At 74.0% G+C, this 25171-nt stretch carries 20 protein-coding genes and 2 pseudogenes; 10 read left to right on the top strand and 12 right to left on the bottom strand.

Annotation, left to right across the window (positions count from 1 at the left end; all coding sequences use genetic code 11):
- From ACIP5O_RS17790 to ACIP5O_RS17780, 3 genes are all read right to left on the bottom strand, one after another.
- Positions 1 to 1599, bottom strand: a complete 1599-nt coding sequence (locus ACIP5O_RS17790) for an ABC transporter substrate-binding protein (RefSeq protein WP_401294262.1) — start codon at positions 1597 to 1599, stop codon at positions 1 to 3.
- Between the two features lie 352 nt (positions 1600 to 1951).
- Entirely contained in the window at positions 1952 to 2023 is a 72-nt protein-coding gene (locus ACIP5O_RS17785; RefSeq protein ID WP_401294698.1) for a putative leader peptide, read from the bottom strand.
- Positions 2024 to 2099: 76 nt separating this feature from the next.
- A complete protein-coding gene (locus ACIP5O_RS17780) occupies positions 2100 to 3332 on the bottom strand; it encodes an ROK family protein (RefSeq protein ID WP_401294260.1) in 1233 nt (410 codons plus the stop codon).
- A gap of 566 nt (positions 3333 to 3898) precedes the next feature.
- Between ACIP5O_RS17780 and ACIP5O_RS17775 the strand changes: the two genes are divergently transcribed.
- Both ACIP5O_RS17775 and ACIP5O_RS17770 read left to right on the top strand, forming a co-directional pair.
- On the top strand, positions 3899 to 4903 hold the full coding sequence (locus ACIP5O_RS17775) for a TauD/TfdA dioxygenase family protein (RefSeq protein ID WP_401294258.1): 1005 nt from the start codon (positions 3899 to 3901) through the stop codon (positions 4901 to 4903).
- Positions 4900 to 6369 (top strand): sulfatase-like hydrolase/transferase, encoded by a 1470-nt coding sequence (locus ACIP5O_RS17770; protein WP_401294256.1) that lies wholly within the window; start codon positions 4900 to 4902, stop codon positions 6367 to 6369. The genes ACIP5O_RS17775 and ACIP5O_RS17770 overlap by 4 nt, the downstream gene beginning before the upstream one ends.
- Here ACIP5O_RS17770 and ACIP5O_RS17765 read toward each other — a convergent pair.
- Positions 6351 to 6512, bottom strand: a pseudogene (locus ACIP5O_RS17765) (cupin); the annotation flags it as partial. The gene ACIP5O_RS17770 and the pseudogene ACIP5O_RS17765 sit on opposite strands and share 19 nt — an antisense overlap.
- Before the next feature lie 345 nt (positions 6513 to 6857).
- Between ACIP5O_RS17765 and ACIP5O_RS17760 the strand changes: the two are divergent.
- The gene (locus ACIP5O_RS17760; protein WP_401294254.1) at positions 6858 to 7214 is read left to right on the top strand and encodes a DUF805 domain-containing protein; all 357 of its coding nucleotides are present in this window, start codon (positions 6858 to 6860) and stop codon (positions 7212 to 7214) included.
- A gap of 69 nt (positions 7215 to 7283) precedes the next feature.
- Here ACIP5O_RS17760 and ACIP5O_RS17755 read toward each other — a convergent pair whose 3' ends face one another.
- Both ACIP5O_RS17755 and ACIP5O_RS17750 read right to left on the bottom strand, forming a co-directional pair.
- Positions 7284 to 8198, bottom strand: a complete 915-nt coding sequence (locus ACIP5O_RS17755) for a carbohydrate kinase (RefSeq protein ID WP_401294252.1) — start codon at positions 8196 to 8198, stop codon at positions 7284 to 7286.
- Between the two features lie 126 nt (positions 8199 to 8324).
- Complete coding sequence (locus ACIP5O_RS17750; protein ID WP_401294250.1) at positions 8325 to 8861, bottom strand: GNAT family N-acetyltransferase; 537 nt, start codon at positions 8859 to 8861, stop codon at positions 8325 to 8327.
- A gap of 297 nt (positions 8862 to 9158) precedes the next feature.
- Here ACIP5O_RS17750 and ACIP5O_RS17745 point away from each other — a divergent pair, with 297 nt between their 5' ends.
- Positions 9159 to 10634, top strand: a complete 1476-nt coding sequence (locus ACIP5O_RS17745; RefSeq protein ID WP_401294248.1) for a PP2C family protein-serine/threonine phosphatase — start codon at positions 9159 to 9161, stop codon at positions 10632 to 10634.
- Between the two features lie 80 nt (positions 10635 to 10714).
- Here ACIP5O_RS17745 and ACIP5O_RS17740 read toward each other — a convergent pair whose 3' ends face one another.
- Positions 10715 to 12208: a hypothetical protein gene (locus ACIP5O_RS17740; protein ID WP_401294246.1), complete on the bottom strand. Its 1494-nt coding sequence runs from the start codon at positions 12206 to 12208 to the stop codon at positions 10715 to 10717.
- 233 nt (positions 12209 to 12441) lie between these two features.
- Between ACIP5O_RS17740 and ACIP5O_RS17735 the strand changes: the two genes are divergently transcribed.
- The 3 genes from ACIP5O_RS17735 (at position 12442) to ACIP5O_RS17725 (ending at position 18187) form a co-directional block, all read left to right on the top strand.
- Positions 12442 to 13569 (top strand): aminoglycoside phosphotransferase family protein, encoded by a 1128-nt coding sequence (locus ACIP5O_RS17735; protein ID WP_401294244.1) that lies wholly within the window; start codon positions 12442 to 12444, stop codon positions 13567 to 13569.
- Between the two features lie 307 nt (positions 13570 to 13876).
- Positions 13877 to 15829 (top strand): N-acetylmuramoyl-L-alanine amidase, encoded by a 1953-nt coding sequence (locus tag ACIP5O_RS17730; RefSeq protein WP_401294242.1) that lies wholly within the window; start codon positions 13877 to 13879, stop codon positions 15827 to 15829.
- A 162-nt stretch (positions 15830 to 15991) separates the two neighbouring features.
- Positions 15992 to 18187 (top strand): germacradienol/geosmin synthase, encoded by a 2196-nt coding sequence (locus ACIP5O_RS17725; protein ID WP_401294240.1) that lies wholly within the window; start codon positions 15992 to 15994, stop codon positions 18185 to 18187.
- A 44-nt stretch (positions 18188 to 18231) separates the two neighbouring features.
- On the opposite strand, the gene ACIP5O_RS17720 is transcribed toward ACIP5O_RS17725, so the two are convergent.
- The 3 genes and pseudogenes from ACIP5O_RS17720 to ACIP5O_RS17710 form a co-directional block, all read right to left on the bottom strand.
- Positions 18232 to 18597, bottom strand: coding sequence for an RNA-binding S4 domain-containing protein (locus tag ACIP5O_RS17720; protein ID WP_030208147.1), 366 nt, complete (start codon positions 18595 to 18597; stop codon positions 18232 to 18234).
- A 17-nt stretch (positions 18598 to 18614) separates the two neighbouring features.
- Positions 18615 to 19115, bottom strand: coding sequence for a hypothetical protein (locus tag ACIP5O_RS17715; RefSeq protein WP_024757478.1), 501 nt, complete (start codon positions 19113 to 19115; stop codon positions 18615 to 18617).
- A gap of 95 nt (positions 19116 to 19210) precedes the next feature.
- Positions 19211 to 19839: pseudogene (locus ACIP5O_RS17710) on the bottom strand (NADPH-dependent F420 reductase); the annotation flags it as partial.
- Between the two features lie 108 nt (positions 19840 to 19947).
- Here ACIP5O_RS17710 and ACIP5O_RS17705 point away from each other — a divergent pair.
- Positions 19948 to 20298, top strand: a complete 351-nt coding sequence (locus tag ACIP5O_RS17705; protein WP_401294238.1) for a winged helix-turn-helix transcriptional regulator — start codon at positions 19948 to 19950, stop codon at positions 20296 to 20298.
- A gap of 15 nt (positions 20299 to 20313) precedes the next feature.
- Here ACIP5O_RS17705 and ACIP5O_RS17700 read toward each other — a convergent pair whose 3' ends face one another.
- Entirely contained in the window at positions 20314 to 21837 is a 1524-nt protein-coding gene (locus tag ACIP5O_RS17700; RefSeq protein ID WP_401294236.1) for an alpha/beta fold hydrolase, read from the bottom strand.
- Between the two features lie 128 nt (positions 21838 to 21965).
- Between ACIP5O_RS17700 and ACIP5O_RS17695 the strand changes: the two genes are divergently transcribed.
- Positions 21966 to 22781 (top strand): pentapeptide repeat-containing protein, encoded by an 816-nt coding sequence (locus tag ACIP5O_RS17695; RefSeq protein WP_401294234.1) that lies wholly within the window; start codon positions 21966 to 21968, stop codon positions 22779 to 22781.
- Between the two features lie 15 nt (positions 22782 to 22796).
- Here the strand turns inward: ACIP5O_RS17695 and ACIP5O_RS17690 are convergent, their stop codons facing one another.
- Positions 22797 to 23600, bottom strand: a complete 804-nt coding sequence (locus tag ACIP5O_RS17690) for a GNAT family N-acetyltransferase (protein ID WP_401294232.1) — start codon at positions 23598 to 23600, stop codon at positions 22797 to 22799.
- A gap of 272 nt (positions 23601 to 23872) precedes the next feature.
- Here ACIP5O_RS17690 and paaK point away from each other — a divergent pair, with 272 nt between their 5' ends.
- Positions 23873 to 25165, top strand: a complete 1293-nt coding sequence (gene paaK / locus ACIP5O_RS17685) for a phenylacetate--CoA ligase PaaK (RefSeq protein WP_401294230.1) — start codon at positions 23873 to 23875, stop codon at positions 25163 to 25165.
- The last annotated feature ends 6 nt before the right edge of the window (positions 25166 to 25171 follow it).

The following is a 25171-nucleotide window of genomic DNA, read 5'->3' as shown; positions in this document are numbered from 1 at the left end:
TCAGCCCGCCAGGTAGGCGTCGTCGAGGTTGAGGTAGGCGAACTTGTTGAGGGTGACGCCGTGCAGCTTCTTGGCGGCGACCTGGACGGAGCCCCGGATGACGAGGTCGATGATGAACGCCTCGTCGAGGAGGGTGTCGGTGATCTGCTGCCGCAGGGCGTTGGCGCGGGCGCCGGTCCCGGGGGTGGTCCAGGCCTCGCGGACGACCTTGGTGTAGGCGGCGGAGCGGAACCTGGACGTGTTCTTGGCCTCGTTGAAGGGGTAGGCGCTGACGGCCAGGGTGGAGGGCTGGACCTGGGCGAAGCCGTGGCTCATGGTCCAGAGGCCGGGCATGGACTGGGAGATGAGGTTCTTCTGGGCGGTGGCCGGGTCGGTCGGTTCGAGGGTGACCCGGACGCCGATCTGCTTGAGGTCGTACTGGATGGCCTCGGCCACCGCGGTGTCGCCGGGCAGGTTGATGTGGAGGAGCGGCAGGTCGAGCTTGGTGTGGCCGGCGGACTTGAGGAGTTCGCGGGCCTTGCCCGGGTCGTAGGTGTAGTGGGTGCGGCCGGCCTCGCTGAAGGCGGGCGAGGACTTGGGCCAGGGAGTGGCGGAGGCGAGTCCGTAGCCGCCGAGGACCTGCTCGAGGATCCGCTCGCGGTCGATGCCCCGGGCGAGGGCCTGGCGGACGGTCTTGTCGTTCAGCGGGGCGACGGTGGTGTTGACGCCGAGGTAGTGGGCGCCGCCGCCGGTGGCGTACTCGCTGATGGCGAGCTCGGGGTCGGCGGCGAGGACGGCGAGGTTCCTGCCGGGGACGCCGTAGGAGAGCTGGGTCTGGCCGGTGCGCAGGGAGGAGAGGAGGGCGTCGGCCTGGGCGATGACGCGGAACTCGACGGCGTCCAGGTAGGGGCGGTCGGGCTGCCAGTACTTCTCGTTGCGGGTGAAGCTCAGGCCGGTGCCGGGGCTCCACTTGGTGAGCTTGAAGGGTCCGGTGCCGTTGAGCTTCTTGCCGGCGACGGCGTCCTCGACGCCGTTCCGGTCGGTGATGATCATGAACTCGAAGAGGTCGAACAGGTTGTTGACCGGATGGGCGAGCTTGAGGACGAGTTCGTGGTCGCCGCGCTTCTCGAAGCCGGTGACCGCGGCCGCGGTGGATCTCAACTGGGCGGCGCGCAGCGGGTTCTGGAGGTTCTTCACCGCGAAGATCACGTCGTCGGCGGTGAAGGGCCGGCCGTCGTGGTAGGTGACGCCGGTGCGCAGCTTGAGGGTGATGCTCCGGCCGTCCTTCGCGTACTCCCAGGAGGTGGCGAGCTCCGGCTGCGGCTCCAGCCGGTCGTCGTAGCGGATGAGGGTGTTGTAGACCAGGCGCTGCTGGAGCGACTGGCCGCTCTGGGCGAAGAGCAGGCTGGGTGTGAAGTCCGAGTTGACGGCGACGGTGAGGGTGCCGCCGCGCCGGGGCTCCGCGGTCGCCTCGGCGCCGGGCGCCGGGGACCCGGCCTCGGAGACCGCCGAGCGGCAGCCCGCCAGGCCGAGCCCGAGCAGCAGGGTGCCGCCGCCCGCGGCGCGCAGGGTGGTGCGCCGGGAGAGGGCGGTGGGCGTGGTGGGGTACAGCTCGGTCATCGATGCCTGCCTGTGAAAGGGGTGGAGGTCCGCAGGGCGCGCGGATTTCTTTCCGCTGCGGAAGGAAGGAAGCGCGAGAGGGTGGAGAGGGGTGCGCGGATCCGGGTACGGGGATGCGGGAGTACGCGGAACCGGGTGCGGGGTGTGAAGGGGTACGGCAGCGGGAGCCGGGGTCACCGAGCCGGTGGGGGCTTCGGCCCCCTCGCGTCACGGAGCCGTGGAGGCGCGTCCGGCCGGCGGGCGGAACGCCGGGGCGCTCGCCGGCCGTCGGTGACGGGGGTGCGGCGGGCGGCCCGGGCCCTGCGGGGCCGGTACGGGAGCGGCGTGGCCGGTGCGACGACCGGCGCCGGGGTCAGGCGCGGACGGCACAGACCGCGCTGGCCTGTCGACAGAGGTCGACGTGCCTGCGGGAGGTGAGGCGCATGTCCGGATTCACGGGAGCAATATGACAGCGGCTTCGCGCCGTGGTCAACCGGCGTTGACCGCATTCCGAGACGACATCAGTCGTCCGCCCCTGTCGGCAGAAGTCCTTCGAGGGTCTCAAGAGGCCTCCTGAACAGGGGATTCAACAAAACCGTGCCCGCAGCGACGGGCAGCGTGGCCGGTCCGGCATGTGGACTGACGATGCGTTCGGGGTCTCCGCAGACGTGCGAGAGGTCGATCGCGGCTCCCCGGATCTCCTCCAGGTAGTCCGGTTCGACGACGCTGGCCTGTTCGGTCACGACGACCAGGTCGGGGTTGAGGACGTCGAGCAGGAGCGCCACCGCACGGCCGACCGCGCGGGCCCGTTCGCGCAGCAGCCGGTCGGCGCGCCGGTCTCCGGCCGCCGCCGCGTCCACCACGAGGGAGGTGTCGGGCTCGGGCACGATGCCGCGGCGCACGGCGGTGCGCCCGAGGGCGGTGTTCGACGCGGTCGCCTCCAGACAGCCCGAACGCCCGCAGGGGCAGGGGGCCGTGGAGTCCGGTACGGGCAGGTGCGCCACGTCGCCGGCCGCCGCCCCCGGCCCCTGGTGCACGACCCCGGCGAGTCCGACGGCCGCGTCGACGACGTTGCCGACGAAGAGGTGCACGAGGCTGCGGCGGGCGGCGGGCCGGCCGAAGAGGATCTCCGACTGGGCGATGGAGCGGGCATGGTTGTCCAGGCGCACGGTCCGTCCGCCGAGGCCGCGGGCGAGTTCGGCGGCGAGCGGCCGGCGGCGCCAGCCGAGGGCGTCGTGGCGGACCACCACCCCTTCGGCGGGGTCCACCCAGCCGCCGATCGCGGCACCGACGCCGAGGAGGGGGCGCCCCTTGGTGTGCGCGTCGAGGAAGGCGCGCAGCTCGCGGGCGAGTTCCCCGGGCAGGGTGTCCGGCGCGATGCCCTCGTGCGCGTGGGTGTGGCGGGCCAGGACCCGGCCGCGCAGGTCGACGAGGGCGAAGGTCGAACCGGGGACGCCGAGGTGGACGCCGCCGACGACGGGTCCTCCGGTGGCGCCGATGTGCAGGTCGACGGGGATCTGGGGCCGCCCCACTCCCCCGCCCCCGGCGAGTTCGGGCAGCTCGCGCAGGAGGCCGAGCCGGGTGAGGTCGGTGGCCTGGCGCGAGACGGCGGCGGGGCTGAGGCCGGAGAGCCGGGCGACGGCGCCGCGGGCGACCGGCCCGTGGTCGAGGACGGTCCGCAGGACGGTGGCGGCGTTCGTCTCGCGCCTGCCGTCACCGGCCATCCGGGAGCCGTGCGGGGTGGTCGTGGTCATGGGTGCCTCTCTGGTCACTGTTGCGGCGGTGTGAAATCCCGGGCGGTCGCCGACGCGGTCGCCCTCCGCCGCCCGGTACCGGCCGCGCTCTCCGGCCGGAAGGGGATCACCGCTGGTCAAGGGAGGTCCGGCGGGGTACGGGAGGCCTGATCGGCGGCGCCGGGCAGGCGCCGATTCAACCACCGGGGGCGGTGGTTCGGGGAGCGGACGGGCGCTTGACGCGCGGCGGCGGCCACTGCGAGGCTCCGGGACATGTTCGCGACCCCCTCCTGTCCCGCCGTCTCCGGCGCCTGACCCTCGCGACTCCTCGCGCGACCGGCCCGCCGGTCCCGCTCCCGTGATCCGGCCCTTCCGGATCCGCCGCACCCGAACAGCGTCCTTGCGCACCCGATCCGCACCGCTCCGGGCCCTTCACCCCGCTCCACGGGCCCGGACGGCACGTACGGTCCGACGGACGCGAACGTCCACGCCGGCCCACCCGTCGGCTCATTACTTCCGCTCCGAGATTAATTGCTCCGGACCCGCTCCGGGCCCCTGAACTCCCGCACTTCCCGAAAGGACACGTCATGTCGACCACCACCTCCCCCGGCGTCCGGAAGATCACCGTCCAGAAGGTCGGCGGCCGCCTCGGCGCCGTCATCTCCGGCGTCCGCCTCGGCGGCGACCTGCCCGCCGAGACCGTCGCCGAGATCCGCGCCGCGCTCCTGGCGCACAAGGTCGTCTTCTTCCGGGACCAGGGCCACCTGGACGAGAAGGCGCAGGAGGCGTTCGGCCGGCTCCTCGGCACGCCCGTCGCCCACCCCACCGTCCCCTCCGCCGACGGCCGTTACTCATTCCCGATCGACTCGGACTACGGCGGCCGGGCCAACCAGTGGCACAGCGACGTGACCTTCGTCCCGGCCTACCCCGCCTTCTCGATCCTCCGCGCGATCGTCATCCCGCCGTACGGCGGCAACACCCTGTGGGCGAACACGGCGACCGCGTACGAGAACCTCCCCGAGTCGCTGCGGGAACTGGCCGACGGCCTGCGGGCGGTGCACTCCAACGACTACGACTACGCGGCCCTGCGCCCCGGCGCCCTGCCCGAGCAGCTCGTGCGCTTCCGCGAGGTCTTCGCCTCGACGAAGTTCCTGACCGAGCACCCGGTCGTGCGGGTCCACCCGGAGACCGGCGAGCGGACCCTGCTGCTCGGCAACTTCGTCCAGCGGATCAGCGGTCTGACCGGCGCCGACTCCCGGGACCTGTTCGCCCTCTTCCAGCGGCACGTCGAGCGCCCGGAGAACACGGTCCGCTGGCAGTGGCAGGTCGGCGACGTCGCCATCTGGGACAACCGCGCCACCCAGCACTACGGCGTGGACGACTCCGACGACCACGACCGCAAGCTGCGCCGGGTGACCATCGACGGCGACGTGCCGGTCGGCGTGGACGGGCGCTCCTCGGTGCTGCTCGCGCCCGGGTCCGTGCCGGACCCGGCGTTCGGCATCGCCTCCGGCGCCTCGACGGCGGCGGACGCGGCGGCGGGCACGACGGACGGTGCGGCGGCCGGTGCGACGGAGGCCGCCGCCGTATGACGGACGTCCCGCCCCGGGTGATCGTGGTCCTCACCGACCAGCAGCGGTGGGACACCACGGGCGTCCACGGCAATCCGGCGGGGGTGACCCCCGAGTTCGACCGCCTGGCCCGCGAGGGCACGCTGGTCGAGCGGGCGATCACCCCCAACCCGGTCTGCGCACCCGCCCGTTCGGCGCTGCAGACCGGCCGCTGGCCGACCTCCACCGGAGTCTTCCGCAACGGTCTCCCGCTGCCGGAGGACGTCCCCACCCTCGCCTCGGTCCTCGGCGCGGCGGGGTACGCGACCGGGTACATCGGCAAGTGGCACCTGGCCGGCGAGGAAAACCCGGACGGCCCCGTGCCGCCCGGGCGCCGGGGCGGCTACGCGCACTGGCTGGCCTCGGACCGGCTGGAGTTCACCTCGGACGCGTACCGCACGGTGGTCCACGACGAGGAGGGCGAGCCGGTCCGGCTGCCGGGCTACCGCTCGGACGCCCTCGTCGACGCGGCGATCCGGTTCGTCGCCGACCACCACGACCGGCCGTTCCTGCTCTTCCTCTCGCTGCTCGAACCGCACCACCAGAACCCGACGGACGACTACCCGGCCCCCACCGGCTACCGGGAGCGGTACGAGGGCCGCTGGCTGCCGCCCGACCTCGCCGCTCTGAGCCCCGGCGCCCCGCACGGCGGCGCGCACCGGCACCTCGGCGGCTACCTCGGGCAGGTGAAGCGGGTGGACGAGGGGGTGGGCCGGCTCCGGGACGCGCTGCGCTCCCTGGGCGTCGAGGACGACACGGTCCTCGCCTGGACCGCCGACCACGGCTCCCACTTCCGTACGCGGAACTCCGAGTACAAGCGGTCGGCGCACGACTCCTCGATGCGGGTGCCGTGGGCGCTGACCGGCCCCGGCTTCCGGGGCGGCGGCCTGGTCCGGCGGCCGGTCTCCACCGTCGACCTGATGCCGACGCTGGTCGAGGCCGTGGGGCTCGACGTGCCCGAGGGGGTGCAGGGCCGGTCGCTGCTGCCGCTGGTCGGCGGCGGGACGGACCCGGACCGCCCCGGGTCGGTCTTCGTCCAGATCAGCGAGGACCAGGTCGGCCGGGCGGTGCGGACCGAGCGGTGGAAGTACGTGGTGTCGGCGCCGCCCGGGACCGACGCCTGGCGCGAGCCGGCGGCCGACCGCTACCGGGAGACGGAGCTGTACGACCTGGCCTCCGACCCGTACGAGCTAGAGAACCTGGTGGGGCTCGCCTCGCACCGGGAGGCGGCCGACGGGCTGCGGGAGGCGCTGGCCGGATGGCTGCTGCGGGTGGAGGGGGCCACCCCGGTGATCGAACCGGCCACGCCGCGCTCGCTGGACCAGCGGCGTCCGGAGTCCTTCCCGCACGACCGGGTGCCGTGGGAGGGGGTGAGGTTCGGCCACCACCGAGACACGCGGCCACAGGCAGGTCAGGCAGGTCAGGCAGGTCAGGCAGGTTTGGCGTAGTCCCCGAAGCCCGCCCAGTCGAGGACCACGCACGCCTCGTCGTCGAGGACCCACGCGTCATGACCGGGCTCGACCCGCATGAAGTCGCCGGGGCCGAACTCCTCGGTCTCGCCGTCGTCCATGACGACCTTCAACCGGCCGGATTCCCCGAGTTCCCTTCCAGGCTACGCCGGGTCTCCGGCGAACAAGCGGCTCCCTTCGGCGGAACCCGGCACGACCGGTGTCCGAATTCTGTGCACATCCCTCAGGGCCAGAACTGCACATAAAGGCCAGATAAGAGCACAACGAAACAGCGGCGCGGATTCGCCGCGGACGCGGCCCGACACCCCAACTCCCAGGAGGTGCCGCCGTTTCCTGTGCCCGCGGGTGAACCGCATCTGGAAGGTAACGAATTGACCCATCTGCTTTCGGCCACATAAGTTCTGCGTAAAGCTTGCTCCACAGGGACAGGCTCTCCCGCTCGCATACCCAGTCCTTGGGGGGACAAAGTGAACTGGTACCTCGACGTTCTCAAGAAGTACGCGGTGTTCAGCGGCCGAGCGCGCCGCAAGGAATTCTGGATGTTCGCGCTCTTCAACCTGATCGCGATCGCCGTCCTCGCGACCGTCGACCTGCTGATCGGCACCTTCCCGCTGCTGTACGGCATCTACGCCCTGGGCGTCTTCCTGCCCTCCCTCGGCGTGTCCGTCCGGCGCCTCCACGACACCGGCCGTTCCGGCTGGTGGCTCCTCATAGCCCTGGTCCCGTTCGTCGGCGGCATCATCCTGCTGGTCTTCAACTGCACCGAGGGTGAGCAGCAGCAGAACGCGTACGGCCCGAACCCGAAGCTGGCCCCGGCCTACTGACGGTCCCCGCGCCGAAGCACTCCACTTGTCCGTGGCCCCCGGAGGATTCCTCCGGGGGCCACGGCCGTGTCACGCCCCGGCGTGGGCCCGGCGGGCCGCGTCCAGTTCGGCCCGGTCGGGCGGCCGGGCCCCGGCCCGGGAGACGGTCACGGCCGCCGCCGCCCCGGCCCGGGCGAGCAGCCCGGTCAACTCCCCGGCGGAGAGCGCGCCGAGGGCCGTCCGGTCCCGTGCGGTCAGCGCGTCCAGGACCGCGGACGTGAACGAGTCGCCCGCGCCGACGGTGTCGACGACGTCGACCCGGGGCGCCCCGGCGGCGACCGCGTGGTGCCGGGTGACGGCGAAGGAGCCGACCGCGCCCCGGGTGACCAGGACGACGGCCGGGCCGAGGGCCAGCCAGCGGGCGGCCACGGCCTCCGGCTCCTCCCCCGGGTACAGCCAGGCCAGGTCCTCGTCGCTCGCCTTGACCAGGTCGGCGAGGGCGACGCAGCGCTCGACGCGGGCGACGGCCGAGCCGTGCTCCCCCATCAGGTCGGGCCGCACGTTGGGGTCGTAGCTGACCGTGGCCCGGTCGCGGAACCGCTCGGTCAGGGCCAGGACGGCCGCCGCGCCGGGGGCGGTGACGGCCGCGATCGAGCCGATGTGCACATGGGCGGGCGCCCGAGCGGGCAGCGCCCCGGCCTCCAGCGTCCAGGCGATGTCGAAGGCGTACGCGGCCCGGCCCTCCGCGTCGAGGCCCACGACGGCCGACGGGGTGCGCTCGGGGAGGCCGCCGACCTCCACCCGTACGCCCGCGCCCCTCAGATGGTCGCCGATCAGGCGCCCGGCGGGGTCGTCGGCGAGCTGGGTGAGCAGGGTGACGTCCCGGCCGAGGCGGGCGAGGCCGTACGCGACGTTGGCCGGGCTGCCGCCGGGGTGGACGCGGTCGGCGGCACCGGGCGCGCGGACGACGTCGGCGACGCACTCGCCGATCACCAGGAAGGACATGGGTCGAATCTCCTCTGAGTGGGAGCGGACGTCCCGGCCGCCGACCGTATCGTGGTCACCGTCCACGTCCTGGTGCGGGGGAGGTACGGGCGGCGCGGGCGGGCGGGCTCGGTGAGCGGAAGGGCCTCAGGCGGCCCGGCCGTCCCGGCGCCGCCGGTACAGCACCTGGTGCGCGTCCCACTCCACGAAGGACTCGGCGTGCTCCAGGCCGACGGCCTCCAGGAGGCGCCGGGAGCGGTGGTTGGCCTCCTGGGTGACCGCGACCACGCTGGGCGTGCGCTCCAGGGCCCGCGCGACGGCCGCGCCGACCGCCTCGCGCGCGTACCCGTGCCCCCAGTGCTCGGGCAGGAACTGGTAGGAGACCTCCGTCTCCCCGTTCCGCCCGCCGTCCTCCACGGTGACGAGCCCGAGGAGGACGCCGTCCTCGGCGCGGATCACGGCGTGGAAGCCGGGCGCCCCGACGATCCGCCGCTGCCGGATGCGGATGACGGGTTCGGTGACGGGGCCGCCGAGGTGGCGCCGTACGTCGGGATCGGTCCACAGCCGCGTCACGGCCGGGACGTCACCGGCGCGGACGGGCCGCAGCAGCAGCCGCTCGGTGCGGAGCGGTCGCCGCGCCGCCGGTGGCGCGGGGTCCTGGGCCGGGCTCGGTGAGGTGGACACCGCCCCATCCTCTCGCAGCCGCCACGCCCCGGACGCCCGGCCCGGGTCCGGGGCCGCCGTGTCCGCGGAGGTGGTGGTGGAACACCGCTCCGGGCACGGCCGCCTTCGTACAGTTCCCGCCCTTACCGAAGCTGTGTTCGCAGCCCTCCCACCCTCCACCGGGCCTTTGACATATGCCAGGAGCACCACCGGATCGAGTGTTGCCAAACCTCTTACGAGCCGTCCCGGGCTGTGCAACAGTCGTATGCGGGCCCCCTCTTCACACGTGGCCGCGCCGCGCCTGTATCGGAGTACGACATGCCGTCCCCTCTGTTCGCGGACCGTCCCGCCCAGCCGCCGGAGCCGGGCGCGGTGGACGCGCTGATCTCGCAGACCCGCCGCCTGCGCGGCGAGGTCGACGCCGTCCGCCGGGACGCCGTGGCGGACGAGGACGATCCGCAGCAGCGGTGGCAGCGCGCCCTGTGCGACCTCGCCGTGCATCAACTCGACGACCTCGGGGCCCAGTTGGGGCAGCTGCGGGCGGGCGTTCCGGTGGAGGTCCCGCCGGGGACGGAGAGCGGCGGGCAGGGCCTCCACGACGCGGGGTTCACGACCGGTCCCGGCACCGCGTACGGCGCGGCCGCGCCGGCGCGCACCGGCGCGCTGCTCTCCCGGGTCGGCAGCGCCGAGTGGAACCTGCTCACCGACGAGGTGAGCTGGTCCGAGGAGCTGTACCAGATCTTCGGCCGCACCCGCGAGAGCGGTCCGATGTCGCTCGACGAGATGCCCACGATGGTCTTCGCCGAGGACCAGCCCCTCCTCCAGGGGATGGTGACGGACTGTCTGATCGACGGGAAGCCGATCGACGGCGAGTTCCGGATCGTACGGACCGACGGTCGGGTGCGCACCGTCCACATGACGGGCGAGCCCGTCCTCGACGCCGACGGCTGCACCGCCTCCATGTGGGCCGTCCTCCGTGACGTCAGCGAGCTGCGGCGCAGCCAGCGGGCGGTCAGGGAGAGCCGGGCGGGTCTGGAGCGCAGCCGGGAGATCGAGCGCACCGAGCGCCGGGTCGCCGTCGAGCTCCAGGAGGCGGTCCTGCCGCCCTGGCGCGGCTCGCTGCACTTCGCCCACGACGGGCCGGCCCCGCTCGACGTGGCCGCGCACTACCTCCCGGCCGCCAGCACCGGGCTGATCGGCGGCGACTGGTACGACGCGCTCGCGCTGCCGGACGGGGACGCCCTGCTGACCGTCGGCGACCTGACCGGCCACGGAGTCGCCGCGACCTCCTCCATGGCGATGCTCCTCGGCGCGCTGCGGGGCATGGCGGTCGCCGGGATCCGTCCCGCCGCCCTGATGGGCCACCTCAACCAGCTCCTGGAGACCTCCGTACAGCCCGCGCTCGGCAGCGCCATGTGCTGCCGGTACGACCCCGTCGCCCAGACCCTGACCTGGGCGCAGGCCGGCCACCCCGCCCCGCTGCTCTTCCGGGACGGGACGGGGCGGGCCCTCCGGCGTCCCGAGGGCGTCCTCCTCGGGGCGACGGCCGGCGCCGTGTACGACGAGACCGAGACGCGGCTGCTCCCGGGCGACCTGCTCGTCCTGCACACCGACGGGCTGACCCGGGGCGGCGGTGCGGACGACGACACGGGCGCGGCACGCCTGCTCGCCCTCGGCCCCCGGCTCGCCGGCGCGCGGGACGCGCGGGAAGGCGTACGGACGGTGGTCGAGGAGTTCGGCGAGGAGTCGCGCGAGGACGACGCCTGCGTGATGGTGGTCCGGGTCGGCCGCTGAGCCGACCGGCGGTCGAACGACCGGCGACCGACGGTCGGTGACCGCGGTTCCTGATCCCCGGCCCCCAAAGGGGCCGGGGATCAGGCCTGTCCGGGCCTCGGGCGGTTCACCGGGGACCGGGACAGGGCCAGCTCGATCTCCTCCCTCAGGACGTCGGTCCTGGCGTAGTCGGCGTACTGGCCGGTGAGCCGGTACATCTCCCGCAGCCGGTCCCAGGTGCGGTGGGACGAGGTGTCCCCCATGGACGTGAGGGCGAGCCGGGCGTACCGGTCGGCCTGCTCCGGGTCGTCGGCGATGAAGCAGGCCGAGGCCAGGGAGATGTGGTCGAAGAGCTTGGACCGCTCGTGCCCCTTGCTCCGCAGTTCGAGCGCCAGCTTGGCGTGGCGCTGCGCGGGGATCGCGGCGGTCGGGTCGTGGTCGGCGAGGGTGCGGTAGGCGAGGGCCTCCATGCCGTGCATGTCGGCCTCGTCGAAGTTCTGCATCCAGTCCGGCGTCGCCTCGTCGCGCCGGTCCGACACGAACAGGTCCTCGGCCTCGCCGAGGGTGCGGCGCATGGCCTGCCCCCGGCCCATCGACGCCTGCGCCCAGGCCTCGATGGTGTGGAACATGGCCCGGGTCCTGGGCAGCAGCCGGTCGCCCGAACCCGTCTTGGCGAGCTTCATCAGGTCGAGGGCGTCGCCGGGCCGGCCCAGGTGCACCATCTGGCGCGCGGCGCGGGACAGCGCCTCGCCGGCCCGGGGCCGGTCGCCGCTCTCGCGGGCCGCGTGGGCGGCGATGACGAAGTACTTCTGCGCCGTGGGTTCGAGGCCGACGTCGTGGGACATCCAGCCCGCGAGGACGGCCAGGTTGGCGGCGACGCCCCACAGGCGCCGCTGGAGGTGGTCGGCGTGGCGGTAGGCGAGCATGCCGCCCACCTCGTTGAGCTGGCCCACCACGGCCTTGCGCTGGAGACCGCCGCCCCGGGAGGCGTCCCAGGCGCGGAACACCTGCACCGAGTGCTCCAGGGCCTCGATCTCCTCCGACCCGATGGGGGCGGCCTCGTAGCGGTCGAACCCGGCGGGGTCGGCGTGGAGGGGATCGGTGGCACGCGGAGCGGCGCCCGGGCGGGCGGGGTCGGTCTGCAGCCAGTCGTGCATGGCGTTGCTGAGTACGGAGCCGGCGGCGAGCACGGCACCCGCGCCCACCAGGCCGCGTCGGTTGAGCATGAGGTCCATTCCCGTGAATTCGGTGAGGACCGCCGCCGTACGATCGGGTGGCCAGGGCAGTTGGTCAGGGTTCTCCGTCGTGCTGACGTCCTGCCGTTTCCCTGCACGCCCGTGTCGTACGAACCCGAGGTCCTCGATGGTCACGACACGGCCGAGTCGCTCGGTGAACAGTGCTGCCAGCACCCGGGGGACGGGGTCGCGCGGGGTCTCGCCCCGGTCGATCCACCGCCGCACCCGCGAGGTGTCGGTCGCCAGCTGGGGGTGGCCCATGGCCGCCGCCTGCCGGTTGACGAGTCTCGCGAGTTCGCCCTTGGACCAGCCGGCCAGGCCGAACAGGTCCGCGAGACGGGTGTTGGTTTCTCCGGTCACGTCTAAGCCCCCAGGTTCTCGGCTGAGTTGACAGTAACCCCCTGTCATGGGGCTGGCGACTATTCGCCAGGGTTCGCCAGGGTGCGCCCGATGTTCCGCCACCCGCGCGCGGGTGTCAGGTAGGAACGCGCCACCCCGCCCCGTCGACCGGCCCTCATTCCCCAGGGTGCGGACCGGGGGCGGGCGGGGCGACGCACGCAACTCGTCGGCACACGAAGGGATCTGTCACCTCCATGTACACAGCATCGTCCTCCGTGTCCGCCCCGCCCCGGCCGCAGCACCGCATCGTCCCCGCCGGCGCCGGACCGTACCTCGCCCCCGCGCCCCAGGCCGTCCGGCCGCGGCGCTGGGCGGGCGGCACCGGTACCCAGCCGGTCAGCGGAAGGATCGATCTGTCCGGCCCCCAGGGCGCGCAGCTGAAGATGGCGATCGCCTCGGTCCACCGCATCTGCCCGGAGTTCAAGCCGGTGCAGGTACTGCGGCGCAGCGGTCGTTCCGTACTGATCGTCGGGACGACCGGACGGACCACGGCGGTCGCGAAGTGTTTACTGGACCACTCGCCGGCCTGGGTCGAGCGGTTCCGGCACGAGATAGCTTCCTACCGCGCCTTCGTCCGGCACCGCCCGCCGGTGCGGGCGCCCCGGCTGATCGCGGCGGACCCGGAGAACTGCACGCTGGTGATCGAGCGGATGCCCGGACGGGCGGCGGCCCTTTCGCGCCACCCCGTCGAGGCCCCGCCCCGTGCCGACGTGCGGGCCGCGCTCGGCGCGATCGCCCGGCTCAACGCCTGGCGGCCGCCGGCCGGGACGTTCGACGCCCCGCTGGACTACGGCGCCCGGATCGCCCGCTTCCACGAGCTCGGGCTCTTCACCGACCGGGACCGGGACGACCTGCAGAAGCTGATGCACGGTCTGGCGCACGCGGGCGGTCGCCAGGGCATGGGCCAGTTCTGCCACGGTGACGCCCTGCTCTCCAACGTCCTGCTCTCCCCGACCGGGCCGGTCCTGGTCGACTGGGAGCACGCGGGCTGGTACCTGCCCGGCTACGACCTGGCGACCCTGTGGGCGGTGCTCGGTGACGCGCCGCTGGCCCGGCGGCAGATCAGTCAGCTCGCCCAGCAGGCGGGCCCGGCCTCCCGGGACGCCTTCCTGGTGAACCTGATGATCGTGCTCACGCGGGAGATCCGCACCTACGAGACGGCGGTGCAGCGCACCATGAAGGAGGCTCCGCCGGCCGGTTCCGTGCCGGTGCCCTCGGGGGCGCTCGCTCCCGGGGAGGAACAGCGGCTGCTGCTCAGGCGGCTGCACGACGACTGCGCCATGGCACGGCGGGCCGTGCGCGCGGCGGTCGGGACGCGCTGAAGGGGCGGGTCCTGCCGACCACGGGGGTGGTGCGCCGTGCGCCCGGTGCCGACACACCGGGACGCGGCGCACCGGCTTTTCCGGGCCCGCCCTCCCCGCGTGCACCCCTCCAGTGGTCCACTCCAGTGACGCGTCCCAGGCCCGGGGCCCGTCGCCGCGAAACTCCGCCGTCCGGCCGCCATTTCCCCTCTGACGTGGGAACTTCCCTCGGTACGGGTGTGATTGACGGATCGTCCGGGAGCCGATACCCCTGTACGGGTCCGGCCCCGCACGCCCCCCGTGTCACCCCCGCGCCTTGGAGGCCGCCTTGCTCCGTTCCGGGTCCCACCGACGTACGCCGAGGGCGGCGGTCGCCCTGGTGTCCGCCGCCCTGCTGCTCCCCCTGCTGTCCGGCGCGCCGCCGGCCGGCGCCGACGCGCCCGAGTCGGGCTCCCTCCAGGGGCAGTTCGCCCGGGCGGCCGCGCGCACCGGCGTGCCGGAGAGCGTGCTGCTCGCCGTCTCGTACCTCCAGTCGCGGTGGGACGGCCACGGCGGTGCGCCGAGCGTGACCGGCGGGTACGGGCCGATGCACCTGACGGACGCGGTGACGGCCCTGAAGCGGTCCGCCCCGCACCACTCGGACGGCGAGGAGGACGCGCGCGGCGACTCCTCGCGCCCGGCGCGCACGGAGGCGCCGGTGCCGCCCGCCGGCCGGCTGCCCGGACGGCTGCGGACCCTGGAGCGGGCGTCCGCGCTGTCCGGGATCCCGGCCGAGGAGCTGCGGACCCGGACGGGCGCCAACATCGAGGGCGGCGCGGCCCTGCTCGCCGCCGCGCAGCGGGAGGCCGGGCTGCCCGCGAGCGCGGACCCGGCCGACTGGTACGGGGCGGTGGCGCGGTACTCCGGCGCCGATGACGCGGCGACGGCCGCCGCGTACGCGAACGACGTGTTCGACGTGATCCGGACCGGGGAGACGCGGACGACGGACAGCGGGCAGGTGGTGACGCTCCCGGCCGCCCCGTCGATCGCGCCCGCCACGGGGCAGGTGGCGGCGCTCGGCCTGCGGGCGCCGTCCGCCGGCCCCGTGGAGTGCCCGCGGACGGTGGCCTGCGAATGGGTCCCCGCGCCGTACGAGGAGTTCGGCGACGCCGACTACGGCAACCACGACAAGGCGGACCGGCCCGTCTCCTCGTCGATCGACTACATCGTGATCCACGACACCGAGGCCACCTGGGACGTGACCCTGGGCCTGGTGCAGGACCCGACCTACGTGTCGTGGCAGTACTCGCTGCGTTCCTCCGACGGGCACGTGGCGCAGCACCTGGCGCTGAAGGACGTCGGCTGGCACGCGGGCAACTGGTTCGTGAACGCCAAGTCGGTGGGCCTGGAGCACGAGGGGTTCCTGACCTCGCCGGACTCCTGGTACACGGAGGCGATGTACCGGTCGTCGGCGCGCCTGGTGCGGTACCTCGCCGCCCGGTACGACATCCCGCTGGACCGGCAGCACGTCCTGGGGCACGACAACGTGCCGGGCACGGTGACGTCCTCGATCCGGGGCATGCACACGGACCCGGGCCCGTACTGGGACTGGGCGCACTACTTCCGGCTGCTCGGCCGTCCGATCGTCCCGAGCGCCGGTCCGCACGCGGGCGTGGTGACGATCCGGCCGGACTACGACGCCCACCGGCCGGTCTACACGGACTGCGCGGCGGCGGGGACGGCGTGCGCGCCGCACGGCAGCGGGGCGGTGCGCCTGCACACCGCCCCGGACGAGGACGCGCCCCTGGTCAAGGACGTCGGGCTGCGGCCGGGCGGGCAGGACTCCACCACCGGCGTCAACGACACGGGGGCGCGCGCCTCGACGGGGCAGAGCTTCGCGGTGGCGGAGCGCCGGGGCGACTGGACGGCGGTCTGGTACCTGGGGCAGAAGGCGTGGTTCCCCAACCCGCGTCGGCAGCCGACGGCGGTGGACGGGCGGGGTCTCGTCCTGACGCCGAGGCCGGGCCTCGCGGAGGTGCCGGTGTACGGGCGGGCCTACCCGGAGGCCTCGGCCTATCCGGCGGGCGTACCGGTGCAGGCGGTGTCGCCGCTGCCGTACAGGCTGCTCGCCGGTCAGCGGTACGTGGTGGGCGACCGCACCCCGGGCGAGTACCTCTTCGCACCGACGTTCGACACGGCGGGGCACACGGTCGTCCGGGGCCAGGAGGAGTACTACGAGATCCAGTTCGGTCACCGGGTGGCCTTCGTGAAGGCCGCCGACGTGCGGGTTTCCCGGATCTAGCGGGGAGGCGGCCGAAAGGGGGCGGGGTGGTGCCGGACGCGCGGTCCGGCACCGCCCCGTCGGCGTTCATACGACTATTCGGGAGATCGTGTGCGCCGTACGGGCGAGGGGTAAGGCTGGCCCGGTCACCCGATCCTCGTTCACCGGAAGGCCCCCCAGCACATGCCACAGCCCTTCGTCATGCCGGATTTCTACGTCCCGCATCCGGCACGCCTCAACCCCCACGTGGAGGCCGCCCGCACGCACACGCGCGCGTGGGCGCGGGAGAGGGGGATGCTGGAGGGCTCGGGGGTCTGGGAGGAGCACGACCTCGACTCCCACGACTACGCGCTGCTCTGCGCCTACACCCACCCCGACTGCGGCGAGGAGGCCCTGAACCTCGTCACCGACTGGTACACCTGGGTCTTCTTCTTCGACGACCACTTCCTGGAGGTCTTCAAGCGCACCCAGGACCGGGCGGGGAGCAAGGCCTATCTGGACCGGCTGCCGATGTTCATGCCGGCGGACCCGGCGGACATGCCGGAGCCGTCCAACCCGGTCGAGGCGGGCCTCGCGGACCTCTGGCTGCGGACCGTGCCCTCGATGTCCGAGGGCTGGCGCAAGCGGTTCGCGGAGGCCACGGAGCACCTCCTTTACGAGTCGCTCTGGGAGCTCGACAACATCAACGAGGGGCGCGTCGCCAACCCCGTCGAGTACATCGAGATGCGCCGCAAGGTGGGCGGGGCGCCTTGGTCGGCGGGGCTCGTCGAGTACGCGGCGGGGGCGGAGGTGCCGGACCGGGTGGCACGCTCCCGGCCGCTGTGCGTGCTGCGGGACACCTTCTCGGACGCGGTGCACCTGCGCAACGACCTCTTCTCGTACCAGCGCGAGGTGGAGGAGGAGGGCGAGAACAGCAACGGCGTGCTCGTCCTGGAGCGGTTCCTCGGCTGCACGACTCAGGAGGCGGCGAACGCCGTCAACGACCTGCTGACCTCGCGGCTCCACCAGTTCGAGAACACGGCCCTGACCGAGGTGCCGCCGCTCGCCGCCGAGAAGGGCCTCTCGCCGGAGGAGTGCGCGGCCGTCGCGGCGTACGTGAAGGGGCTCCAGGACTGGCAGTCCGGCGGTCACGAGTGGCACATGCGCTCCAGCCGGTACATGAACGAGGGGATGGTCGGCGGCCCTTCGCACCTGGACGGGATCATCGGCACCTCGGCCCTGGACGTGCGCAACCTCTTCGGGCGTCCGGCGGCCTCGCGGCTGCGGGCGCTCACCCACGTGCCGCACCAGCACGTGGGGCCTTCTCTGCTTCCGGAGTTCGACCTGCCGTACCCGCTGGCGCTCAGCCCGCACCACGCGGAGGCGAAGCGGCGCTCGGAGGACTGGGCCGAGCGGATGGGGCTCCTGGACGACATCTGGGACCGGCCGATGATGGAGGGCTTCGACCTGGCGCTGTGCGCGGCGGGGCTCGACCCGGACGCTACCCTGGAGGAGCTGGAGCTCAGCTCCGAGTGGCTGACCTGGGGCACGTACGGGGACGACCACTACCCGCTGGTCTTCGGCCGGTCGCGCGACCTGGCCGGCGCGAAGGAGCAGACCGAGCGGTTCAAGGCCTGCATGCCGCTGGAGGACCCGGCCCTGGGGGCGGCCTGCGCCGTGAACCCGATGGAGCGCTCGCTCGCCGACCTCTGGGCGCGGACGGCGGGCCCGATGTCGCCGGAGGCGCGCGGGCAGTTGCGGTACGCGCTCGACGCCATGCTGGAGAGCTGGCTGTGGGAGCTGCACAACCAGGCGCAGCACCGGGTGCCCGACCCGGTCGACTACATCGAGATGCGCCGCTCCACCTTCGGCTCGGAGCTGACCACCCTGCTGTGCCGGCTGCGGCACGCCGACGCGCTGCCGGCCGCGCTCTACCGCACGGGCACGGTGCGCGCCCTGGAGCGGTCGGTCATGGACTACGCGACGCTCCTCAACGACCTCTTCTCGTACCAGAAGGAGGTCGAGGTCGAGGGCGAGGTGCACAACGGCGTCCTCGTGCTGCAGAAGTTCTTCGACTGCGACTATCCGACGGCGGTCGCGATGGTCGACGACCTGATGCGGGGGCGGCTGCGCCAGTACGAGCACGTGAAGGAGCACGAAGTGCCCTTGCTCTTCGAGGACTTCGGGCTCGACGAGGAGGGCAGGGCGGCCTTCGGGGCGTACCTGCGGGAGCTGGAGGACTGGCTCGCCGGGATCCTCAACTGGCACCGGAACGTACGGCGTTACCGGGCCGAGGACGTGCGCTCGGGCGCCGGGACGCCGCTGCTGCGGCACGGTCCGAAGGGGCTCGGCACCTCGGCGGCGCGGGTGGTGGAACTGCTCGGGTCCGCGTCGCGCTGACGCGCGCGAAAGCCCCCCGGAGGGTTCCGGGGGGCTTTCAGGGCTCAGGGGCGGCGGCCGCGCAGTTCGTCGATCTCCCGGCGCTCGCGCTTGGTGGGACGCCCTGCCCCCCGGTCGCGGACGGCGGCGACCGCGACGTGCTCGCGCGGCGGCGGGGGCGGGCTGTTGTCCACGTAGGCCTCGGCGGCGACCGGCGGGCCGATCCGCTTGGTGTGCAGCACCTTGACCTCGACGATCCGCTCCCGGCCGCCGTGGAAGACCCGGACCTCGTCGCCGGGCTTCACCGGCTGGGCGGGCTTGACCCGCTCGCCGTTGACCTTGACGTGTCCGGCCCGGCAGGCCGCCGCGGCCTGGGAGCGGGTCTTGGTCAGGCGGACCGCCCAGATCCAGCTGTCGACGCGCGCGCTCACGCTGCCCCGCTCCCCCGTCAGCCCTGCTGGAACAGCTCGGCGGGCAGCGGCTTGAGCAGCGCGTACAGATCGTCGGTGATCGGCCGGTCCCAACTGGCGATCGTCACGAGGACGTTGTCGCTGCGGTCGAACTGGACGCAGGAGATGCGGCTCTCGGAGAGCTTGAGGCGGCGGACGATGAGGAGGTTGTCGCCCTGCATCACGGGGACGTCCTCGGTGTCGAGCACCTCGACCGGCTCGTCGTTCTCCAGGGCGGCGAGGAGCTGCGCCACCTCGAAGGGGATCTGGCCGTCCGCGAGCTCGCGGGCCGGGGAGCCCTCCGGCAGGTTGCCGATTATCATCGCGGGGCCGCGGCCGCCGAACAGGTCGTACCGGAGGAACACTCCCTGGCAGGAACCGTCGGGCGCGGGCAGCAGGCCGGCGCCGAGATTGCCGGGCCAGTCCCCCGGGTCCATGGCCAGGACGTCGAAGTCCGGGCCCGCGGGTGTGGCGGCGCTGCGGCGGCGGAGGAAGGACATACGGCCATGGTACGTGCCCCGGAGCGGGACGCGACGCGCCGGGCGGCTCCGTACGGCCGTCCCGACCGCACCGGGGTGCCGCGGCGCCCGTTCCACGCTCCGGGGGCCCTCGGCGAGGCCCGGACGGACGCCCGGCGGCCCTCCCCGACCCACAGGCCGATGAAGAGCATGGCGGTCGCTTCGAGCAGTCCCGCACGGTCGAGGCCGCCCCCGGCCAGCGGGGTGCAGCCCGTGTCCCGCACCAGCTCCGCGACCAGCGCGAGCGCCTCCCCGCCGTCCCCGCAGACCGGGACGGCGAGGGGCCGGCCGTCGAAGACCGGCGGGGTCATCCGCCACACGTCCTCGTGGCAGAGGTTGAAGGCCTTGACGACCCGGGCGCCGCGTCGGCCAGTCGGCGGGCGGCGGAGGGGCCGCCGTCCGTGAGCAGCCGGAAGCCGGGACCCACCGGATTGGAGCAGTCCAGCAGGACCCGCCCGGCCAGGGAGGCCCGTACGCCCGCGACGACCTCCGTCCCCGCGCCGTACGGCAGTGCGGCGAGGACGACGGCCCCGAACCCGGCCGCCTCCTCCAAGCTCCCGTGCCGCGTCCCGCCGCCCAGCCGGGCGGCGGGACGCTCCGCCGCACGCGCGTCACAGCCGCCGACGAGCACCTCGTGACCCGCCCGTACCCAGTGGGTGGCGAGGGCGTCCGCCATGTTGCCCGTGCCCAGTACACCGATCCTCATCGTTCCCATCCTTCCGGTCTTCCGGTCTTCCGGTCCTCCGGCGCCGACGTCCGGCACTTCGGAACTCCGGGAACGACATTAGGGAGCCGGTCGGGCACCATCTGGTACGTGACTTCCGACGGATACCTCGCCGACTGCCGTGCCCGGCTGGCCTTCGACCTGCTCGCCAACACCTGGAACTCGGTGGTGCTCTGGGCCCTGCGCGACGGCCCGAGCCGCCACGCCGAGCTGCGCGGGCGCGTCGGCGGCATCAGCTCCAAGGTCCTCACCGAGACGCTGCGGCGGCCGGAGTTCAACGGCCTGGTGGAGCGGCGCGTCCATGCGGGGGCGGCGGCCCGGGTCACGTACGGACTCACCCCGCCGGGGCGGACCCTGCTCGGCCCGATCGACGCGTTCGGGGCGTGGGCCTTCGAGCACGGCGACGAGGTGATGGCCGCCCAGGAACGTCACGGCGGATGAGGGACGGCCCCCTCCCTACACACCGAACTCCCTGATCAAAGACAGGAATTCGGCCGGGCGTTCGGCGTGGACGAGGTGTCCGGCGTCGAGGGTGACGAGGCGGGCCCCGGGGATCCGGTCGGCCAGCCAGGCCAGCCGCTCCTGGGGCACGTGGCTGGTCGGGCCGCCGGCCAGGACCAGGGTGGGGGCGGTGATCGACGCGAACCGGTCGCGCCAGTCGGGGTCGGGGTCGTTGAGCTGGGCGTCGGTGGCCGGGACGATCTCCCAGTCGAAGCCGAGGGGCCCCTCGGGGCGTTCGGCGACGGGGCGCGGCGGGTCGAGCGGGAAGAAGACCGGGGGCTCCTCCAGGACCAGGCGGCCGACGAGGCCAGGCTCGTCACGGGCGAGGAGGTACGCGGCGGCGGCGCCCATCGAGTGGGCGACGACGGTGGCGCCGGTGAGGCCGAGGGCCTTGAGGAAGCCGCCGAGCTCGTCGCGGAAGGCGTCGAAGCCGTAGCCGCCGGGGCGCCGGTCGCTGAGCCCGTGGCCGCGCAGGTCGAGCGCGTACACCCGGTGGTCGGCGGCGAGGTCGGCCGTCACCCGCGCCCAGGTGGTGCCGTTCTCGCCGCGTCCGTGGACCAGGACGACGGGCGGGGCGTCCTCGGGTCCCGCGACCCGGTGGGCGAGGCGCACGCCGTCCACGGTGACCGTGCGGACGGCAGGATCGAGGAAGGCGGCGACCGCGCGGACGAAGGCGTCCGGGTCGTCCACCCAGGGGTGGTGCCCGGCGCCCGCCTGGACGACGAGTTCGGCGACCGGGAAGAGGGCGGCCGCCTCGGCGGCGCGGGCGGGGGTCGGTCCCGCGTCGTACTCCCCCGCCAGGAGCAGGACCGGTGCGGTGAGCGCGGCGAGGGCGCGGCGGGTGGCCGCGGGGTCGTAGGCGCCCTCGCCGTGGTAGGCGCCGGCGGCCTCCCAGCGGGTCTGCCGGTCGGCGGCGGCCGCGTGCTCCCGGGCGGCCGCGTCCCAGCGGCCGTAGGAGAAGGGCGCGGCGGCGGCGTACACGCGGGACAGCGGGGCGTCGGGGCCGAGCGCGTCGAGCGCGGCCCTGGCCTCCGGGTACCAGGGCCGGTCGGCGAAGACCTCGGCGGCAGCGTCCCACTCCTCGTCGGTGGTGGTGACGCCGAGCGCGCGGCCCGCGGAGGTGACGAGGACGAGGGAGCGGATCCGCTCGGGGTGGGCGGCGGCGTACAGGGTCGCGAGGTTGCCGCCCGCCGAGTGGCCGAGGAGGTCGATCCGCTCCAGGCCGAGGTGGGCGCGGAGCGCCTCGACGTCGCCGACCTGCCGGTCGCAGCGGTACGTGCCGGGGTCGGTGGGCTCGGCGCTCGCCCCGGTGCCCCGGGCGTCGAGGAGGACGAGCGTGCGGTGGGCGGTGAGTCCGCCGAGGTCCCCGAGACAGGCGGCGTCGCGCATCGGCCCGCCCGCCAGGCACACCAGCGGCTCGCCCTCCCCCTGCGTGCGGTAGGCGAGTTCGGTTCCGTCATACGTCGTGAACGTCGGCATGCGCCGATCCTCACCGCCCCCGATGATCTTGGCAACGCATTTCGCCGAGAGCGCGAGGCCGGGCGCGATACGGTGGACGGGCCGCCGCCCCCGGCGCCCCGCCCCACTCCTTAAGGAATCGTTTCATCGTGCCCGACACCCGGGAATCCGCGCTGCGCGGCGACTGCGCGAACTGCTTCGGCCTGTGCTGCGTGGCGCTGCCCTTCGCCAGGTCGGCGGACTTCGCCGTGGACAAGCCCTCCGGCGAGCCCTGCCGCAACCTGCGGGAGGACTTCCGCTGCGGCATCCACACGCGGCTGCGGCCGAGCGGTTTCCAGGGCTGCACGGTGTACGACTGCTTCGGCGCCGGCCAGCGGGTGTCCCTGGTGACCTTCGGCGGGGTGTCCTGGCGCGAGGCCCCGGAGACGGCCCGGCAGATGTACGAGGTGTTCCCGGTGGTGCGCGGGCTGCACGAGCTGCTGCGTTATCTCGCCGAGGCCCTGGCGCTGCCCGCCGCCCGTCCCGTACACGCCGAGGTGCGGGCGGCGCTCGCCCGGGTCGAGGCGCTCGCGTCGGGTGCGCCGGACGCGCTGGAGGAGCTGGACGTGAACGCCGTACGGGCCGAGGTGAATCCGCTGCTGCTCCGGACGAGCGAACTGGTCCGCGCCACGGCCGGCGGCCGGCCGAAGAGCCGGCGCGGGGCGGACCTGATCGGCAGGCGGCTGCGCGGGGCGAAGCTGCGGGGCGCGGACCTGCGCGGGGCGCTGCTCATCGCCGCCGACCTGACGGGGGCGGACCTGTCGCTCGCCGATCTGATCGGTGCCGACCTGCGGGACGCCGACCTGTCGGGCGCGGACCTGACGGGCGCCCTCTTCCTCACGCAGCCCCAGGTGAACGCGGCCCGGGGGAACGCCGCCACCCGTCTCCCGGAGGGCTTCGAGCGTCCCGCGCACTGGACCGCTTGAGGAGCGGTGCCCTGATCAGACCGCGTACGCGTACGGGGTCGTGGTCGTCAGTTCGAGGAAGCCGAGGCGGCGGAGGATCGGGCGGCTCGTGGGCGCCGCGTCGACCTGGACGTAGCGGTGGCCCCGGTCGGCGGCGATGCGGGCGCGGTGGGAGACGAGGGCGCGGTAGAGCCCCCGGCCGCGCCAGCCCTCGACGGTGCCGCCGCCCCAGAGGCCGGCGAAGTCGGTGCCGGGGTGGAGTTCGAGGCGGGCCGCGCTGACGGGTTCGCCGTGGGCGAGGGCGACCACGGCGGCGACCCCGTCGGGGTCGGCCGCGAGCCGGTCGAGGAGCTGGCGGCCGAGGGCGGTGCTGTCGGTGCCGAAGGCGCGTTCGTGGACCTCGACCACCTGGCGTACGCCCGCCCCGTCGGTGACGGCGCGGAGTTCGACGCCCTCGGGGAGCGGGACGTCCCGGGGCAGGGCGGCGGCCTCGGTGGCCATCAGGGTCTCGGGCTCCCCCGCGGTGAAGCCCGCCGCGCGGAGCCGGTCGCCGAGGTCGGCGGGGGTGTCGTGCCCGTACAGCTTCCATTCGAAGGACAGGCCCGCGGCCCGGTAGTGGTCGATCTGCGCGGTGACGGCGGCGTCGGCGTCGGGGCCGCCGAGTCCCGACCAGAGGACGCCGTTCCACGCGTGCGCGGGGCCGGTGGCGCGGACGACGCCCCCGACGTGCTCGACGCGGCAGCCGGGGCCGTCGGGACGGGCCCCGCGGCGCACCTGGCGGTCGTACAGGGCGAGCAGTTCACGGGGGTCGCGCGGTGCGCGCGGGTGCGGGGGTTCCATGGCGGTCACTCCAGCACCCGGGCCGGGGACCGGCAACGGGTTTTGGCGCGCGGGAACGGGACGGCCCCGCCGGCCTTCCGGAGCGCGGCGCTCCCGTGGACGGCCGGGCGTCCCGCTCCCCTTCCTCGTATCTCCTCGTGTCTCCTCGTATCTCCTCGCGCCAGACCCCTTGCCAAGCCCCCCGTACCTCCGGTTTTACTGACCCGAGCGGATCTACCGAATGATCGGTAGGTCGCTTCGAGGGTGTGGCGCGGAGCGCGGAGGAGCGACGCATGACGGAAGAACTGCTGGACGACGGCGAGCGGCTCGGGCGGGAGGAGCTGGCGGCGCTCCAGTTGGAGCGGCTGCGCGCGACCCTGCGGCACGCGTACGAGAACGTGGACTTCTACCGCCGCTCCTTCGACGCGGCCGGGGTGGGCCCGGAGGACTGCCGTACGCTCGCGGACCTGGCCCGCTTCCCCTTCACCGCCAAGTCGGACCTGCGCGACCACTACCCGTTCGGGATGTTCGCCGTCGATCCGTCGCGGATCCGGCGGATCCACGCCTCCAGCGGCACCACCGGCCGGCCCACCGTCGTCGGCTACACCGACGGCGACCTGGAGGTCTGGGCGGACGTGGTGGCGCGCTCCCTGCGCGCCGCCGGTGTGCGCCCCGGGCACAAGGTGCACGTGGCGTACGGCTACGGCCTGTTCACCGGCGGGCTCGGCGCCCACTACGGGGCGGAGCGCCTCGGCTGCACGGTGATCCCCGCCTCGGGCGGCATGACGGCCCGGCAGGTGCGGCTGATCCAGGACTTCCGGCCCGAGGTGATCATGGTGACCCCCTCGTACATGCTGACCCTGCTCGACGAGTTCGAGCGGCAGGGCGTGGACCCGCGGTCGACCTCCCTGGAGGTGGGCGTCTTCGGGGCCGAGCCGTGGACGGAGGAGATGCGCAAGGAGATCGAGGAGCGGTTCGCGATCGACGCGGTCGACATCTACGGCCTGTCGGAGGTCATGGGGCCGGGCGTGGCGCAGGAGTGCGTGGAGACCAAGGACGGCCTGCACGTCTGGGAGGACCACTTCTATCCGGAGGTCGTGGACCCCTTCACGGGCGAGGTGCTGCCGGACGGGGAGGAGGGGGAGCTGGTCTTCACCTCGCTCACCAAGGAGGCCATGCCGGTGATCCGCTACCGGACCCGGGACCTGACCCGGCTGCTGCCGGGGACGGCGCGGGTCTTCCGCCGGATGGAGAAGGTCACCGGGCGCAGCGACGACATGATCATCCTGCGCGGGGTGAACCTCTTCCCCACCCAGATCGAGGAGATCGTCCTGCGCGTCCCGGCCGTGGCGCCGCACTTCCAGCTGCGCCTGACCCGGGAGGGCAGGCTCGACGCCCTGACCGTACGGGCCGAGGCCCGCGCGGACGCGACGGCCGGGCAGCGGGAGGAGGCGGCCCGGACGATCGCGGCGGCGGTCAAGGACGGGATCGGGGTCTCGGTCGGGGTCGAGGTGGTCGACCCCGAGACGCTGGAGCGCTCGGTGGGCAAGATCCGGCGGATCGTGGACCTGCGGGAGTCCGCGTAGGTCCGT

The sequence above is a fragment of the Streptomyces sp. NPDC088915 genome, from assembly GCF_044749825.1.
In the GTDB taxonomy this organism is placed as follows: Bacteria; Actinomycetota; Actinomycetes; order Streptomycetales; family Streptomycetaceae; genus Streptomyces.
The sequence above is the reverse complement of the archived record's forward strand: the minus strand, read 5'-3'. Positions and strand labels throughout refer to the sequence as shown.